14 protein-coding genes and 2 tRNA genes are annotated in these 15,207 nt (G+C 71.7%); 10 read left to right on the top strand and 6 right to left on the bottom strand.

The features are described from left to right. Positions 1–31: 31 nt before the first annotated feature. Positions 32–601: a TetR/AcrR family transcriptional regulator gene (locus DX116_RS16755; RefSeq protein ID WP_119705332.1), complete on the top strand. Its 570-nt coding sequence runs from the start codon at positions 32–34 to the stop codon at positions 599–601. Positions 602–615: 14 nt separating this feature from the next. Here DX116_RS16755 and DX116_RS16750 read toward each other — a convergent pair whose 3' ends face one another. The 3 genes from DX116_RS16750 to pepN all read right to left on the bottom strand — a co-directional run bounded on the left by DX116_RS16750 (position 616) and on the right by pepN (position 5,089). Further along, entirely contained in the window at positions 616–1,557 is a 942-nt protein-coding gene (locus tag DX116_RS16750; RefSeq protein WP_119705331.1) for a glucosyl-3-phosphoglycerate synthase, read from the bottom strand. Further along, the gene (folP, locus tag DX116_RS16745) at positions 1,550–2,419 is read right to left on the bottom strand and encodes a dihydropteroate synthase (RefSeq protein WP_119705330.1); all 870 of its coding nucleotides are present in this window, start codon (positions 2,417–2,419) and stop codon (positions 1,550–1,552) included. Before folP ends, DX116_RS16750 begins: the two co-directional genes overlap by 8 nt. Before the next feature lie 120 nt (positions 2,420–2,539). Beyond that, positions 2,540–5,089 (bottom strand): aminopeptidase N, encoded by a 2,550-nt coding sequence (gene pepN / locus DX116_RS16740; RefSeq protein WP_119705329.1) that lies wholly within the window; start codon positions 5,087–5,089, stop codon positions 2,540–2,542. Positions 5,090–5,162: 73 nt separating this feature from the next. Here pepN and DX116_RS16735 point away from each other — a divergent pair, with 73 nt between their 5' ends. The 7 genes from DX116_RS16735 to DX116_RS16705 are packed head-to-tail and all read left to right on the top strand — an operon-like array spanning position 5,163 to position 11,939. Next, on the top strand, positions 5,163–6,314 hold the full coding sequence (locus DX116_RS16735; protein ID WP_119705701.1) for a glutamate--cysteine ligase: 1,152 nt from the start codon (positions 5,163–5,165) through the stop codon (positions 6,312–6,314). Then, on the top strand, positions 6,311–6,919 hold the full coding sequence (locus DX116_RS16730) for a mycothiol-dependent nitroreductase Rv2466c family protein (protein ID WP_119705328.1): 609 nt from the start codon (positions 6,311–6,313) through the stop codon (positions 6,917–6,919). The genes DX116_RS16735 and DX116_RS16730 overlap by 4 nt, the downstream gene beginning before the upstream one ends. Positions 6,920–6,949: 30 nt before the next feature. After that, complete coding sequence (locus DX116_RS16725; RefSeq protein ID WP_119705327.1) at positions 6,950–7,840, top strand: alpha/beta hydrolase; 891 nt, start codon at positions 6,950–6,952, stop codon at positions 7,838–7,840. Positions 7,841–7,856: 16 nt separating this feature from the next. Then, positions 7,857–9,449 carry a CDP-glycerol glycerophosphotransferase family protein gene (locus DX116_RS16720; protein WP_119705326.1) on the top strand — a complete coding sequence of 531 codons (1,593 nt, stop codon included), beginning with the start codon at positions 7,857–7,859 and terminating at the stop codon, positions 9,447–9,449. A gap of 25 nt (positions 9,450–9,474) precedes the next feature. Continuing rightward, positions 9,475–9,933, top strand: coding sequence for a ribose-5-phosphate isomerase (locus tag DX116_RS16715; RefSeq protein WP_119705325.1), 459 nt, complete (start codon positions 9,475–9,477; stop codon positions 9,931–9,933). Beyond that, positions 9,926–10,738: an Fpg/Nei family DNA glycosylase gene (locus tag DX116_RS16710; protein ID WP_119705324.1), complete on the top strand. Its 813-nt coding sequence runs from the start codon at positions 9,926–9,928 to the stop codon at positions 10,736–10,738. Before DX116_RS16715 ends, DX116_RS16710 begins: the two co-directional genes overlap by 8 nt. Positions 10,739–10,748: 10 nt before the next feature. Next, positions 10,749–11,939: a PP2C family protein-serine/threonine phosphatase gene (locus DX116_RS16705; protein ID WP_147393699.1), complete on the top strand. Its 1,191-nt coding sequence runs from the start codon at positions 10,749–10,751 to the stop codon at positions 11,937–11,939. 63 nt (positions 11,940–12,002) lie between these two features. On the opposite strand, the gene DX116_RS16700 is transcribed toward DX116_RS16705, so the two are convergent. Both DX116_RS16700 and DX116_RS16695 read right to left on the bottom strand, forming a co-directional pair. Next, positions 12,003–12,076, bottom strand: a tRNA-Gly gene (locus tag DX116_RS16700). A gap of 69 nt (positions 12,077–12,145) precedes the next feature. Further along, positions 12,146–12,685, bottom strand: coding sequence for a nucleoside/nucleotide kinase family protein (locus DX116_RS16695; RefSeq protein ID WP_119705322.1), 540 nt, complete (start codon positions 12,683–12,685; stop codon positions 12,146–12,148). A gap of 31 nt (positions 12,686–12,716) precedes the next feature. Between DX116_RS16695 and DX116_RS16690 the strand changes: the two genes are divergently transcribed. Next, a tRNA-Pro gene (locus tag DX116_RS16690) sits at positions 12,717–12,790 on the top strand. A gap of 151 nt (positions 12,791–12,941) precedes the next feature. Beyond that, positions 12,942–14,609 (top strand): alkaline phosphatase D family protein, encoded by a 1,668-nt coding sequence (locus DX116_RS16685; protein WP_233556848.1) that lies wholly within the window; start codon positions 12,942–12,944, stop codon positions 14,607–14,609. 7 nt (positions 14,610–14,616) lie between these two features. Here DX116_RS16685 and DX116_RS16680 read toward each other — a convergent pair whose 3' ends face one another. Beyond that, positions 14,617–15,129, bottom strand: coding sequence for a hypothetical protein (locus DX116_RS16680; protein ID WP_147393698.1), 513 nt, complete (start codon positions 15,127–15,129; stop codon positions 14,617–14,619). Positions 15,130–15,207: the final 78 nt, after the last annotated feature.

The raw sequence follows: 15,207 nt of genomic DNA, 5'->3' as shown, positions 1-15,207 counted from the left end.
ACCCCAGGCTCAACCCTGGTACAGTCGCCCCATGCAGGAGGGTGGCGAGGTGACCGGACGCGCGGCCGACCTGCGCGACGCCCTGATCGACATCGTGCTCACCGAGGGGTTCGCCGACCTGCAGATGTCCGACCTCGCGGCGCGGCTCAGCTGCTCGAAGTCGACCCTGTACGCGATCGCTCCCAGCAAGGAGCAGCTGATCGTCTCGATCGTGCGGACGTTCTTCCGGCGGGCCACCGAGCGGGTCGAGGCCGCCGTCGACCCCGCCGCGTCCGCCAACGACCGCATCCACGCCTACCTGACGGCCGTCGCGACCGAGCTGGCCCCGGCCTCGGCCCGCTTCTTCGCCGATCTCGAGCGCTTCGCCCCGGCCGGCGACATCTACCGGCAGAACACGCAGCTCGCCGCCGCCCGGGTGCAGGAGCTCGTGGTCGAGGCGGCGCCCGGCACCGACGCGGCCTTCCTCGCCGCGGTGGCCCGGCTGGTCATGGAGTCGATCCACCGGGGAGACGTGTCCCGCGCGACGGGCCTCGACGACTCGGCGGCGTACCGCTCGCTGGCCGACCTCGTCCTCGCCGGCCTGTCGGCACCGACCACCTAGACCGCCGACAGCGCTCAGGCCCGCAGGACGTCGTCCATCGGCGGACGCTGCACCGTCGTGGTGGTGCGCTCGACCAGCCGCATCTGCTCTCCGTCGCGGCGAAACAGCGTGGCTGTGCTGACGACCTCGTCGGTGCCACCGGGCCCCACGCGCAGGTCGAAGGCCGCACGCACGTGCTGCGTCATGGCGCTGAGGGCCGCGAGGTCCTGGTGGCGGTGCAGGCGCAGGCCGAGATCGACCTGCGCCATGGCCGACAGCCCGTGGTCGCGCAGCACGTCGATCATCAGCCCGATGTCGACGCCGTAGTCGGAGACGAACGGGATCGACCTCAGCGCCTCGACGCGGAAGGCGCACTCGCCGGCCAGCGGCTGCACGAAGCCCGAGAGCAGCGGTGCCCGTTCGAGGATCAGGGGCCGGGCCACCAGCTCGGTGACCCTCCCGCCGCCGGACGAGCGGGTGGTGCCCGCCGACCACGGACGGTCGTAGAACGCCTTGACGAACACCAGCCGGTGGTCGGTCAGCAGCGGTCCGAGCAGGCCGACGACGAAGTCGGCCGTGAACTCCTGCACGTCGGCGTCGAGGTAGACGCCGATGTCGCCGGTCATCACGGCGAGGGCCTTCCACATCGCCTCGCCCTTGCCGGTGCGGCTGCCGACCTCGGGCACGACGTCGTCGACGTGGACGACGCGGGCCCCCGCGGCGCGGGCGACGTCGGCCGTGGCGTCGGTGGAGTGGGAGTCGACCACGACGATCTCGTCGACGAGCGGGACGCGCTCGACCAGCTCGGCGCAGATCGTGGCGACGATGGCGCCGAGGGTGGCCTCCTCGTCGCGAGCGGGGATCAGCACGCTCACGCGACGGCCTGCCTTGGCCGCAGCCAGTGCGACCGCGTCGAACTGCTGTGCGCGGTAGGTGTGGGTGTCGAACCAGAGCGGGACCGGCGAGACCTCAGGCAAGGCCGCGCACCACCCTGGTCGGCGGCCGGTCGCCGCGGATGCTCGCCGTCATCTCGAGCACGCGTCGCGTGGCCACGACGTCGTGCGCGCGGAAGACCGCGGCGCCGGCTGAGGCCGCGAGCGCCGTGGCCGCCAAGGTGCCCTCGTGACGCTGGTCGACGGGCTGACCGAGGGTCTCGCCGATGAAGTCCTTGTTCGACAGCGCCATCAGCACGGGCCAACCGGTGGTGACGAGCTCGTCCACGCGGCGCAGCAGCTCGAGGCCGTGCCACGTGTTCTTGCCGAAGTCGTGCGTGGGGTCGATCAGGATGCCGGCTCGGGGCACCCCACGGGCGACGAGGTCGTCCGCAGCGGCGACGGTCTGCTCGACGACGTCGCGCACGACGTCGTCGTAGTGCACGCGATGAGGACGCGTGCGAGGTACGGCACCGCCGGTGTGCGAGCACACGTATCCGCAGCCGAACTCGGCCGCGACGTCGCCGAGGCCCGGATCGGCACCGGCCCAGGTGTCGTTGATGATGTCGGCGCCGGCGTCGGCACAGTGCCGTCCGACCTCGGCCCGCCACGTGTCGATGCTCAAGAACGCGTCGGGGAACTCCTCGCGGACGGCGGCCACGAACGGCACGGTCCGGCGGATCTCCTCGTCGACGTCGACGGCGTCGCCGGGGCCGGCCTTGACGCCACCGATGTCGACGATGTCGGCCCCTGCGGCGATCGCCCGGCGGACCGCGTCGCGAGCCGCCCCGTCGGCGTAGGTCGCACCGCGGTCGAAGAACGAGTCGGGCGTCCGGTTGACGATGGCCATGACGAGGGCGCGGTCCCGCTGGACGGGTCGACCCCGAAAGGTCAGGTCGACCGTCATCGCGCACCTCCCACGTGGCCTGGGGGTCAGGTCCTCGACGATTCTCCTATGCCCGGACAAGCCCTGCCCGGCGGGGCGACCGCGTGTGCGGCCGCCCCGCCGGGCAGGTGACCGTCTGGATCAGGACGCGGCCTGGGCCCGCAAGGCGCGTGCGAGGTCGTCGCGCCCCTCGGAGACGTAGCGCTTGGCCGCCGGGTTGGCCGAGGTGGACGCCAACCACGCATCGACCTTGTCGAGGGTCTGCTGCGAGGGGTTGGCCAGCGGGAACAGGTAGACCAGCGCGACCTGACCGATCCAGACGCCCATGTCGTCGATGATCGTGCCGGCCATGTCGAGGTAGCGGTCGACGAACGGCTCGAGCACGTCGGCCTGACCCGACACCTGGAACGCGAGAGCCGTCGACCGACGGGTCTCGTTGGGCGTGGACGGGTCGACCGCGGCGGTCTGCCACGCCGCTTCCTTGGCCTCGGTGGTCGGACGGATCGCCCGCGCGGCCGAGGCGTGCTCCTGACCGGAGATCGTGTTGTCGCGCTCGAGCTCGGCGGCGATCTCGGCCTCGTCGGCGTCGCCGATGCGTGCCAGCGCCGTCACGATCGTCCAGCGCAGGTCGGCGTCGAGGGTGAGGCCCTCGAGGTCGCCGGCGAGGATCGAGCGCAGCCGCTGCGGCTGGGACGATGCCGAAGCGAGGGCGCGCACGAGCGCCAGCTGGTGGTCGCTGCCCGGCTGGGCGGCGTCGACCAGCTGGTTGAGCCCGGCCTCCCAGCGCTCGGCGAGCGCCGGCCGCTGGTCGGGAGCGGTGTAGAGGTTGACGGCGCTGTTGCCCTGACGCAGGAGCGAGCCGACCGCGGTGAGGTCGGTCTCGGAGCCGACGCCTGCGAGCACCAAGGTGACGAAGTCGGCCCCGGACAGCTCGGCGTCGCGGGTCATGTCCCATGCCGATCCCCAGCTGAGCGCACGGGGCAGCGACTCCTCGAACGTCGCGATGCTCTCGGTGAGCGTGGCGAACGAGCGCTCGTCGAGCCGGATCTTGGCGTAGGTCAGGTCGTCGTCGTTGAGCAGGATCAGGTCGGGCTGCACCTTGCCGACCAGCTCGTCGATCGACGTCGACGCACCGCGGATGTCGGTCTCGACACGGTCGGTGCGCACGAGCTTGCCGTCGACGCGGTTGTACAGGCCGATCGCGATGCGGTGGCGCCGCAGCGTCGGGTAGGCCTCGATGGCGCTCTGCTCGACCGAGAACGCGGTGAAGGCACCCGACGCATCCGCCTCGAAGGACGCACGGAGCGTGTTGACGCCGGACGTCTGCAACCACTCGGCGGCCCAGTCGCCCAGCTCACGGCCGGATGCCGCCTCCAGCTCGACGAGCAGGTCGGACAGCTGCGTGTTGCCGAAGGCGTGCTTGCCGAAGTAGGCGCGCAGCCCCGCGAAGAAGTCCTTCTCGCCGACCCAGGCGACGAGCTGCTTGAGCGCCGAGGCGCCCTTGGCGTAGGTGATGCCGTCGAAGTTGGCCTCGACCGCGTGCAGGTCGTAGTTGTCGGCGGCGATGGGGTGCGTCGAGGGCAGCTGGTCCTGGCGGTAGGCCCAGTTCTTGCGCGCGTTGGTGAAGCTGGTCCAGGCCTCGGTGTACTGCGTCGCGTGCGTGGAGGCGTGCGAGGCGGCGAACTCGGCGAACGACTCGTTGAGCCACAGGTCGTCCCACCACTTCATGGTGACGAGGTCGCCGAACCACATGTGGGCCATCTCGTGCAGGATCGTGTTGGCGCGGCTCTCGTAGGCCGCGACGGTCTGGCGGCTGCGGAAGATCATCTCGTCGCGGAACGTGACCGCGCCGGCGTTCTCCATCGCGCCCATGTTGTACTCCGGCACGAACAGCTGGTCGTACTTGCCGAACGGGTAGCCCATCTCGAAGGCGCCCTCGAAGAAGGCGAAGCCCTGCTTGGTGACGGTGAAGATGTCGTCGGCGTCGAGGTGCGCGACAACCGACTGGCGGCAGAAGATGGCGAGCGGGATCTCGTCGTACGAGCCCTGGTAGGAGTCGGTGACCGACACGTACTCGCCGGCGACCAGCGCCGTGATGTAGGTCGACATCGTCTTGGTCTCGGCGAAGTGCCACGTGCTGCTCGGCTGACCGTCAGGGGCGTCGCCGGCGGGCACGGGCTCGGGGGTGGGGGAGTTGGACACCACGGCCCAGTGCGACGGGGCGGTCACGTGGAAGACGAAGGTCGCCTTGAGGTCGGGCTGCTCGAAGGTCGCGAACACGCGGCGGGCGTCGGGCACCTCGAACTGCGTGTAGAGGTAGACCCTGCCGTCGACCGGGTCGACGAAGCGGTGCAGGCCCTCGCCCGAGTGCGAGTAGGGCAGCGTCGCGCGGACGACCAGCTCGTTGGACTCGGCCAGGCCGGTCAGCGCGATGCGGCTGTCGGCGTAGGCCGAGAGGTCGACGGTCTCGCCGTTGAGGGTGATCTCGGAGACGTCGCCATCGACGAGGTCGACGAACGTCGAGGCGCCGGGCGTGGAGGTGAAACGGAGGGTCGTGACCGACCCGAACCGCCCAGGACCGTCGGGGGCTGCGGTGTCGTGGGTGAGGTCGAGCTGGACGTCGTAGGTCTGGGTGGAGACGACGGACGCGCGCTCGCTGGCTTCTTCGCGGGTGAGGTTGGTACCAGGCATGTTCGCCATGCTGTCACGTGCCCACGACACGGTCGAGGCGGGTGACGCGCGCGATCTCGGGCAGGATGGAGGCATGGCCTTGATCCCCTTCGCGACGTCCGAGCGCTCGACCGTCGGCATCGAGTGGGAGCTGGCGCTGGTCGACTCCGACTCCGGCGACCTGCGACAGGTCGCCCAGACGGTCCTCGACGCGGTGCAGCCCGAGGGGCTCGAGCAGCACCCGCACATCCGTCAGGAGCTGCTGCTCAACACCGTCGAGGTCGTCTCCGGCGTCTGCAAGACGGTCGGGCAGGCCGGCGCCGACCTGCAGCGCGCGATCGACGAGATCCGTGAGGTCACCGACCCGCTGCGGGTCGAGCTGATGTGCGCCGGCACGCACCCGTTCGCGAACTGGACGCACCAGAAGGTCACCGACAAGGAGCGCTACGCGACGCTGATCGACCGCACGCAGTGGTGGGGCCGCCAGATGCTGATCTACGGGGTCCACGTGCACGTCGGCATCGAGGACCGCGACAAGGTGCTGCCGATCAGCCGGGCGATGCTGGCCTACTACGGCCACCTGCAGGCGCTCAGCGCGTCGTCGCCGTTCTGGGGCGGCAAGGAGACCGGCTACGCGTCCAACCGCGCGCTGATGTTCCAGCAGCTGCCGACGGCCGGTCTTCCGTTCCAGTTCGAGCAGTGGAGCCAGCTCGAGGGCTACGTCGACGACATGCTGCACACCGGCGTCATCGACGTCTTCGACGAGATCCGGTGGGACCTGCGGCCGTCGCCGAAGTTCGGCACCCTCGAGGTGCGGGTGTGCGACGGCATCCCGACGATGGCCGAGCTCATGAGCGTCTCCGCGCTGACGCACTGCCTCGTCGAGCACTTCTCGTCCGAGCTCGACGCGGGACGCGAGCTGCCGACGATCCCGCCGTGGTTCGCCCAGGAGAACAAGTGGCGGTCGGCCCGCTACGGCATGGACGCGATCCTGATCCTCGACAAGAACGGCCACGAGGACCTCATCACGACCGATCTGCACCGCCTGCTCGAGCGCCTCGAGCCCGTCGCCGAGCGGCTCGGCTGCGTCGACGAGCTCGGCGGCATCCACGACATCATCGCCGGGGGAGCGTCGTACCAGCGCCAGCGCCGGGTCGCCGCCCTCAACGGCGGCGAGCTCGACGCCGTCGTCGGTTCGCTGGTCGAGGAAATGCGCGCGGGTCGTCCGGTGTTGACCCCGTCATGACTTCTACCGAGACCGTCGACTTCTGGTTCGACCCCCTGTGCCCGTTCGCCTGGATCACCTCCCGCTGGATGCTGGAGGTCGAGAAGGTGCGCGACGTCAAGACCGAGTTCCACGTCATGAGCCTGTCGGTGCTCAACGACGGCAAGGACGTCCCCGACGAGTACAAGGAGATGCTGGAGCGCGGCTGGGGCCCCGTCCGGCTGGCGATCGCGATCGAGCAGCAGCACGGACAGCAGGCGCTGCGCGACTACTACACCGCGATCGGCACCAAGCGGCACAACGAGCAGCAGGACTTCACCGCCGAGCTCTACGCCACGGTGCTCGACGAGATCGGGCTGCCGGCCGAGCTGGCGAAGGCCGCCGACGACACGTCGCTCGACGACGCCGTGCGCGCGTCCCACCAGGTCGGCATCGACAAGGTCGGCGAGGACGTCGGCACGCCGGTCATCGAGATCGCCGGCATCGCCTTCTTCGGCCCCGTGCTGCAGAGCATCCCCAAGGGCGAGCAGGCCGGATCGGTCTTCGACGGCGCGCGGCTGCTCGCCGGGTTCCCCGACTTCTTCGAGCTCAAGCGCACCCGCAAGGGCGAGCTGTCGTTCGACTGAGGTCGGCGACCTCGTCCTAGGCTGGGTCGCATGACGCTGCACCCCCAGTCACGTGCTCTGCTCGACGCGATGGGCGACGACCCGGCGCCCATGACGCCCGAGCAGGTCGCGGTGGTCCGTGCCGCGGCCCGGACGGCTGCCCTCGAGGGCACCCGCATCGGCCTCGACCACGTCGCCGACGTGACCGCCGACGGCGTGCCCTGCCGGCTCTACCGGCCCCGGCAGGGCGCACCCGTCGCGCTCTACGTGCACGGCGGCGGCTGGGTGCTGCACGACCTCGAGACCCACGACGCCTTCTGCCGCTACCTCGCCCACGTGACGGGCTGGGCCCTGCTCGCCGTCGACTACCGGCGAGCTCCCGAGCACCCGTACCCGGCACCGCTCGACGACGTCCAGACGGCCGCGGCGTGGCTGCGCGCCCACGACCGCGAGCACCGGGTCGACGCCTCGTTCCTGCCGGGCATCGGCGACTCGGCCGGCGCCAACCTCGTCGCGGGCCTGTGCGTGCGCGACGCCGCCGCACTCGACTTCCAGGTGCTGCTCTACCCGCCGGTCGACCGCCGGGCCGTCCTGCCCGCCGAGCTGCACAACGCGGCGCTGGGCGTGGACGGCATGGAGTGGTTCTGGGACGCCTACGCGCCCGGCGAGCTCGGCGACCACCCCGAGGTGTCGCCGGTGAGGGCCACCGACCTGGCCTCCCACCCGCCGGCGTACGTGGTGACCAACGAGCACGACGTGCTGCGCGACCAGGCCGAGGCGTACGCGGCGCAGCTGGGCGAGGCGGGGGTCGAGGTGCTGGCGCACCGCGTGCTCGGCACGGTCCACTCCTTCTGGCGTCAGCCCGAGCTGTTCGACGCCTCGCGGTCGACCGTCACCGTGGTCGGCGCGCTGCTCGACGCGCACCGGTCGCGCGGTCGCTGACTGGCATACTGTCCGCGTGCCTGACGAGTCCCTCCGCGAACGCTACGAGCGACGTCGGCTCCTCTTCGTCCACAGCCACCGCACCAGCCTGCGGGCCCGGCGCAAGGCCGCCACGATCGTGTGGGGCGCCGCGGCCGCACTGGTGGTGGTCGCGCTCGCCGTGCGCACCCTCGTCGACGGGCTGCCCGGCGTCGACGTCGTGCTGGCCTCCGTCCTCGCCTCGGCGCTCACCGCGGCGGCGCTGCGCAGGCCGGCCGTCGCCCCTCACGCGCACGGTCTCCCGGGCGTCCCCGACGGGCCGTGCCCGGCCACCGCGCCGGTTCTCGGCCCTTGGGTCGTCGGCAGCAGGTTCGCCGGACCCCTGACGCTGCTGGCGGTCGCAGCAGGCCTCTCCGCGCTCGTCGTCGCGGTCCCGCTCGTCGCCACGGTGGTGCTCGCGGGCCGCGTGCTGGTCTACGCCGCGGGCGTCCGGCTCCGCACGCGTGCCATCGCCAAGGCGCTGGTGGCGCACCAGCCGCGGTTCGCCATCGCCTACGCCGGCTACGGCGGAGGCCCCACCCACCTCACGATGTGGGAGGAGCCGCTGCTGAGCGCGGGGTTCCCGGGGGTCGTGCTCAACTTCCGCGAGCAGTACTGCGAGTACCTGAGGGCCAACACCGACCTGCGATCGCCGTTCGTGCAGCTGAGCCCCGACGCGGTCCGCGACCTGAAGGTCCTCACCGTGCCGAGCCTGAAGTGGTTCTTCTACCTGCACAACGCCAAGTCCAACGCGCGGTTCATGGCGATGCCCCACGTCACGCACGTCTGGCTGGGCCACGGCGACTCCGACAAGCCGGCGAGCGTGTTCGCCCGCCACGCCGACTACGACCTGCTCGTCGTGTCGGGCACGGCGGCGATCGAGCGCTACGAGAACGCCGGCGTGGTCATCCCGCGCGAGAAGTTCGTCGTCCTCGGACGGCCTCAGGTGCACGAGATCGAGGCACCGACCCGCAGCATCGCCGACGTCGACCGCCCAGTCGTGCTCTACGCCCCCACCTGGCAGGGCAAGCGTCGCCGGGTCAACTTCTCGTCGCTGCGGCAGGGCGGCGCGATCGTGGAGACGCTCATCGCCGCCGGCGCCGACGTGATCTTCCGCCCGCACCCGCTCTCGAAGCGCCACCACCGGCTCGAGAACTTCGTGCGCCACATCGACCGCGTCCTGGCCATCGACACCGAGAACCCCGAGACCCCAGGTCAGCACCACTACGGCGAGCTGCCCACCCAGGTCTGGACCCTCAACGACTGCATGAACCGGTCGGACGCCCTGGTGTCCGACGTGTCGAGCGTCGTCTCCGACTGGCTGCAGTCGGGCAAGCCCTACGCGATGGTGAGCACCCGCTGGCCCGCCGACGAGTTCCGCGAGCTGTTCCCGGTCGCCCGCGGCGCCTACGTCCTCCCGGGCGACATGCAGGGGGCCGACGAGATCCTGGCCGACATGCTCGGCGACGACTCCATGGCGCCCGCCCGAGAAGAGCTGCGCAGAGCGGTGCTCGGCGGCTTCTCGGGACGGGAGTCGGCCGAGGCGTTCGCGGCATACTTCCACGATCGCTTTGCCGGGGTCGCGCCCTGACGGTGGGGGCTGGAAGACTGGTGCCATGCGCATCCACATCGCCGCCGACCACGCCGGCTTCGAGCTCAAGACCCACCTCATCGCCTGGCTGACCGACCACGGCTACGAGCCGGTCGACCACGGGGCCCACGCCTACGACGCCGAGGACGACTACCCGCCGTTCTGCGTCGCAGCCGCCGCGGCCGCCGTCGCCGAGCCGGGCTCGCTGGCCGTCGTGATCGGCGGATCGGGCAATGGCGAGCAGATCGCCGCCAACAAGGTGCAGGGTGCCCGCGCCGCGCTGGCATGGAGCACCGAGACCGCGTCGCTGGCCCGTCAGCACAACAATGCGCAGATCGTGTCGATCGGCGCGCGCATGCACACCGCCGACGAGGCCATGGCGATCGTCGAGACCTTCCTGACCACCGCCTGGAGCGAGGCGGCGCGCCACCAGCGCCGCATCGACATGCTGCTCGACTACGAGAAGACCGGCCAGTTTGCCTGAGGGGCACACGCTCCATCGCCTGGCCCGCGACCTCGAGGCGGCGTTCGCCGGGCGACGGGTGCGATCGGCCAGCCCGCAGGGCCGGTTCGCGGCCGAGGCGGCACGGCTCGACGGCCGGGTGCTCGAGAGCGCCGAGGCGTTCGGCAAGCACCTGTTCGTGGCCTTCGCCGACGTGCCCGAGCAGGTGCACGTCCACCTCGGCCTCTACGGGTCGTTCGTCATCAGCCCGGGGGTCGGTCACCCCGTCGTCGGGCAGGTCCGGTGGCGTCTCGAGGCGCAGGCGTCGGCCGATCTCCGCGGTCCCAATGCCTGCGAGCTGCTGACGCCGCCCGAGGTCGATGCGGTGCTCGGCCGTCTGGGTCCCGACCCCCTGCGGGCCGATGCCGATCCCGACCGGGCCTGGCACCGCATCCACCGCTCGCAGGTGCCGATCGCGGCGCTGCTGATGGACCAGAGCGTGCTGGCGGGCGTGGGCAACGTCTACCGGGCCGAGGTGCTGTTCCGGCACCGGGTGGCCCCCATGACGGCCGGACGGCGTCTGCCGCGGGTGCGCTGGAACGCGATGTGGGACGACCTGCGCGAGCTCATGCAGGTCGGCGTCGAGCGGGGACGCATCGACACCGTCCGCCCCGAGCACGAGCCCGAGGCCATGGGGCGCGACCCGCGCGCCGACGACCACGGCGGCGAGGTCTACGTCTACCGCCGCGACGGCCAGCCGTGCCTGGTGTGCGCGACCCCGATCCGCCGCCGACTCGTCGCCGGGCGAAACCTGTTTTGGTGTCCGTCGTGCCAGCAACGCGGATAGGCTCGGACAGGTGACGTCCCCTCTGCGCCGAGCGCTGCCCTCCGTGGCGGACTACCTCGATCAGCGCATCGTGCGGTGGCGCACGGGCACGTCCGAGGGGCAGGTGGCGGTCGTCGTGGCGCTGGTGGCCCTGTCGGCGGTCATTCTGGCGGCGTCCCTCGTCTCGTACTCGACCTTCCCGGCGCCCACCTTCGTCGTCCCGCTGCTGCTGGGCACGATGCTGCTGCGCTACCGGCCGCTGCTCACGCTGGTGCTGCTCATCGCCGTGTGCGTCGCGGTGACGGTCACTGCCGAGTACGTGCGGGCCGTCGACGCGGGTCTTCCGGGCTTCACGCCCGGACGTGTCAGCACGCTCGTGACGATGGCGGTCGTCGCGATCCTCGTGCTGTTCGAGTCGAGCCGTCACCGCAGCGGGCTGCCGGGTCCGCTCGGCGAGGCCATGCTGGTCGACCTGCGCGACCGCCTTCAAGCGCAGGGGGTCGTGCCGCCGCTGCCCGACGGCTGGACGTCCCAGTCGGCGATGGTGTCGTCGGGGGGCACCAAGTTCGCCGGCGACTTCCTGGTGGCCAACCTGTCCGACGACGAGACCAGGCTCGAGATGGTCATGGTCGACGTGTGCGGCAAGGGCGTCGCCGCCGGCACCCAGTCGCTGCAGTTCGCCGGAGCGCTCGGCGGGCTGATCGGGGCCCTGCCGCCGCTGGGGCTGTTCGCGGCCGGCAACGACTTCCTGCTGCGCCAGAGCTGGGACGAGGGCTTCGCCACCGCGGTGCACGTCCTGATCGACCTGCGCACGGGCGACTACTCGATCATCAACGCGGGTCACCCGCCGGCGCTGCGGTGGGACGTCGCGACCGGCGAGTGGATCATCGACGGTGCCAGGGGCACGGCGCTCGGCATCACCAAGCGTCCCGACTTCCACCAGACCACCGGCCGGCTCGACGTCGGCGACGCCTTGATGTTCTACACCGACGGCGTCGTCGAGAGCCGCACACAGGACTTCACGTCGGGCATCGAGTGGCTGCGCACGACGGCCGCCGACATCGTCTCGAAGGGCTTCGACCAGGCCTCCCGCAAGATCATCAAGCAGGTCACCGCCGGCGACGACGATCGCGCGGTGCTGATCCTCAACCGCACGGTCGTCGCGGTCGAGACCGCGGTCGGCACGCCCGACGACGCGAGCAGCCCGCGCCAGAGCGTCTGACGCCCCGCCGCACGATCCGGGCGGGAACGACGAAGGGCCCCTCGGTGAGGGGCCCTTCAGCGGAGCGGACGACGAGACTCGAACTCGCAACATTCTGCTTGGAAGGCAGAGACTCTAGCCAATTGAGTTACGTCCGCAGGTGCTGCCGAAGCAGCGGGACCATGATGCCACATCGGTGCCCGGTGGCACCCATCCGGTGCCGGCGCCTACGTGCGGACGACGAGATCGGCGTGGTGCCGGGTCTGCTCGGCCGCGAAGTGCTCGGCCTCCTGGGCGGCCCACACGTCCCAGTAGGGCGCGTAGGTGTCGCCGTCGCGGGCCAGGGCGCGCTGCTTGCGGACGTCGGCGGGTGCCTCCACCCAGATCAGCAGGCTCAGGAACGGACGCAGCACCGAGGCGCCGCTGCCCACGCCGTCGAGCACGAGCAACCGGGACGGACGCACCCGCAGCTCGGCACCCGCGACCCCGCGCTGCCAGTCCCACCGGCGTGCCGAGCCGGTGTCGCCGACCGCGACGGACGCGAGGACGTCCGCGACGACCGGCGGCGTCAGGGCCAGACCGTGCCACCCGGGGTAGAGGTCCTCGAGGTGCAGCACGTCGGCCCCCGTCGCGTCGGCCAGTCCGCCGGCGAAGCCGGTCTTGCCCGCGCCGCTCGGACCGTCGACCGCGACGACCGTGGTCGTGCCGCACGCCGGGAGCCTGGCATCGAGGTGCGCGACGACGGAGTCGTACCGGTGGGCGTCCACGGCCCCAGTGTCCCCTAGACTGACGCGGCTACGGGATGTAGCGCAGCTTGGTAGCGCGCGCCGTTTGGGGCGGTGAGGTCGCAGGTTCGAATCCTGTCATCCCGACTCGGTCCAGATCCGCGGACCAGTGCACCGGATCGGGCCGGTGATCCGGTTCGTTCCTCCGCAGATCTGGGTCGGAGTGGACGGTTGCCCGACGCGTGACGTTCACCCTCTCCTGACGTTGCGGATGCGCTGACCTGCGGCACTGAGGTACGTGAGCATCGCACCGGTCGACGATCTCGGCCGCCGCAGGTTCCTGATGGGTGGGTTGGGCGTCGCCGCGGGGCTGGGGGTGCTCGGCCCGGCCGCCCTCGCCACCCCCGCCTCGTCGTCGCAGCCCCGCGTCTTCGCCCACGGCGTCGCATCGGGTGATCCCCTCCCGGATGCCGTCGTGCTGTGGACGCGGGTCACGCCGAGCCCCGAGTGCCTGCCGGGGGCGGGTCGAGGACCCGACGTCGACGTCACCTGGCAGGTCGCCCGCGACGACGACTTCGAGGACGTCGTCGCGAGCGGTGTCGTCCGCACCGGCCCGCGCCAGGACCACACGGTCAAGGTGGACGCCGCGGGGCTCCGGCCCGCCACCGACTACCGCTACCGCTTCGTGCTGGCCGGCCAGGCGTCGCCGGTCGGACGCACGCGCACCGCGCCGTCGCCGGGCGACTCGCCGGCGCAGCTGCGGTTCGGCGTGGTCTCGTGCGCCAACTGGCAGGCGGGGTGGTTCACGTCGTACCGGCACCTGGCCGAGCGCGGCGACCTGGACGCCGTCATCCACCTCGGCGACTACCTGTACGAGTACCAGCCCGGCAAGTACTCGTACGGCCACGACCAGGTCGACATCCGTCTGCACGACCCCCAGCGCGAGATCGTCAGCCTGCGCGACTACCGCCGGCGCCACGCGCAGTACAAGACCGATCCCGACCTGCAGGCGCTGCACGCAGCCGTCCCGTTCATCGTCACCTGGGACGACCACGAGGTCGCGGACGGCAACTGGTCGGGCGGCGCGTTCGAGCACCAGCCCGCGACCGAGGGTCCGTGGAAGAAGCGGGTGCGGGCCGCGCACCGCGCGTACGACGAGTGGATGCCGGTGCGCATCTCGGGAACGGCCGTGACCGGTGACGGCGACCGCATCTACCGCCGGCTGCAGTTCGGGCAGCTCGCCGACCTGTCGATGCTCGACCTGCGCAGCTACCGCAGCGAGCGGGTACAGCCGGGCGACCCCGCGATCGACGACGTGCAGCGCACGATCGCCGGCGGACCGCAGCTGGCCTGGCTCTCGGACAACCTCAGCACGTCGCCGTGCCGCTGGAAGCTCGTCGGCAACCCCGTGATGGTGGCGCCCGTGCTGATGCCGCCGCGTCCGCAGCGGGAGCAGGACGCCCTGAGCCAGCACGTCGCCACCTCGACCCGCCGCACCTCCGAGCCCAACACCGACACCTGGAACGGCTACACCTCCGACCGCGACCGGCTGCTCGGACGCCTCGAGGACGACGGCGTCACCGGCGCGGTGTTCCTCACCGGAGACGTGCACACCGCCTGGGCCACGGAGGTCCCGTCGCCGAGGACCGGTCGACCGATCGCCGCCGAGCTGGTGTGCAACTCGCTGACCAGCAACAACGTCGACGACTTCATGGGCACCCGGCCGCGCACGACGTCCCTGACCTTGGAGGCCGCGATCCAGCAGGAGAACCCCCACGTGAAGTGGGTCAACCTGGACGACCACGGCTACGCGGTGCTGCACGTCACCGCCGACGGCGTGCAGATGGACTGGCACGCCATCAGCGACCGGCGCGACCCGGACGCGACGTCGCGCGTGCTGGCGTCGTGGGCCGTGGCCGCCGGGAGCGCACGGGTGCGACCCGTGCGCGACCCGGTGACGGCCTGACGGACGACTACTTCGACGCGCTGGGCGCCGGGGCGTCCTGAGGGGCGGGCGGGGCCTGGCCGTCCTTCGGCGGCTTCGGTGCCTGGCCGTCCTTCGGCGGCTTGGGGGCAGTGGGCTTCTCCCCGTCCACCGGCGGGACGGGACGCTCGCCGCTCGCTGCGCCGGGCCCGCCCGGCCCGGGGCCCTTCGCGTCCGGTCCACAGCCCTCGGGAGCGGTCGGAGCCTTGCCGTCGGTGGGCGGGGCGGGGAGCGCCGCGCCGTCCTTGCCGCCGGCGCCGCCACCCTGGGTGCCGGGTGTCGCCGCCGATCCGCCGGCCCCCTCGCCGGACGTCCGCGGAGAAGCCGTCGGGGCGGGGTCCGACGAGCTGGCGACGGCGGCCGTGACGCCCAGCGCGGTGATGCCGACGGCGGCGGCCGCGCCGACCAGCAGCATCGTGCGGCGGCGTGGGGCGGCCTTCTTCGCGGCCGGCTGGTGCTGTTCGCCCGGCTGCACGGGCTCGAGCGGTGCGGTGTCGTTCATGTCGTGGTCGTTCATGGTGTCCTTCCGGCGGCACCCCGGTGGTGCCTCGTGAACGACGATGCGGAGCCAGCCTGAAGC

This window comes from Aeromicrobium endophyticum (assembly GCF_003586285.1).
Lineage (GTDB): Bacteria > Actinomycetota > Actinomycetes > Propionibacteriales > Nocardioidaceae > Aeromicrobium > Aeromicrobium endophyticum.
This window is presented reverse-complemented; position numbering and strand designations above follow the sequence as displayed.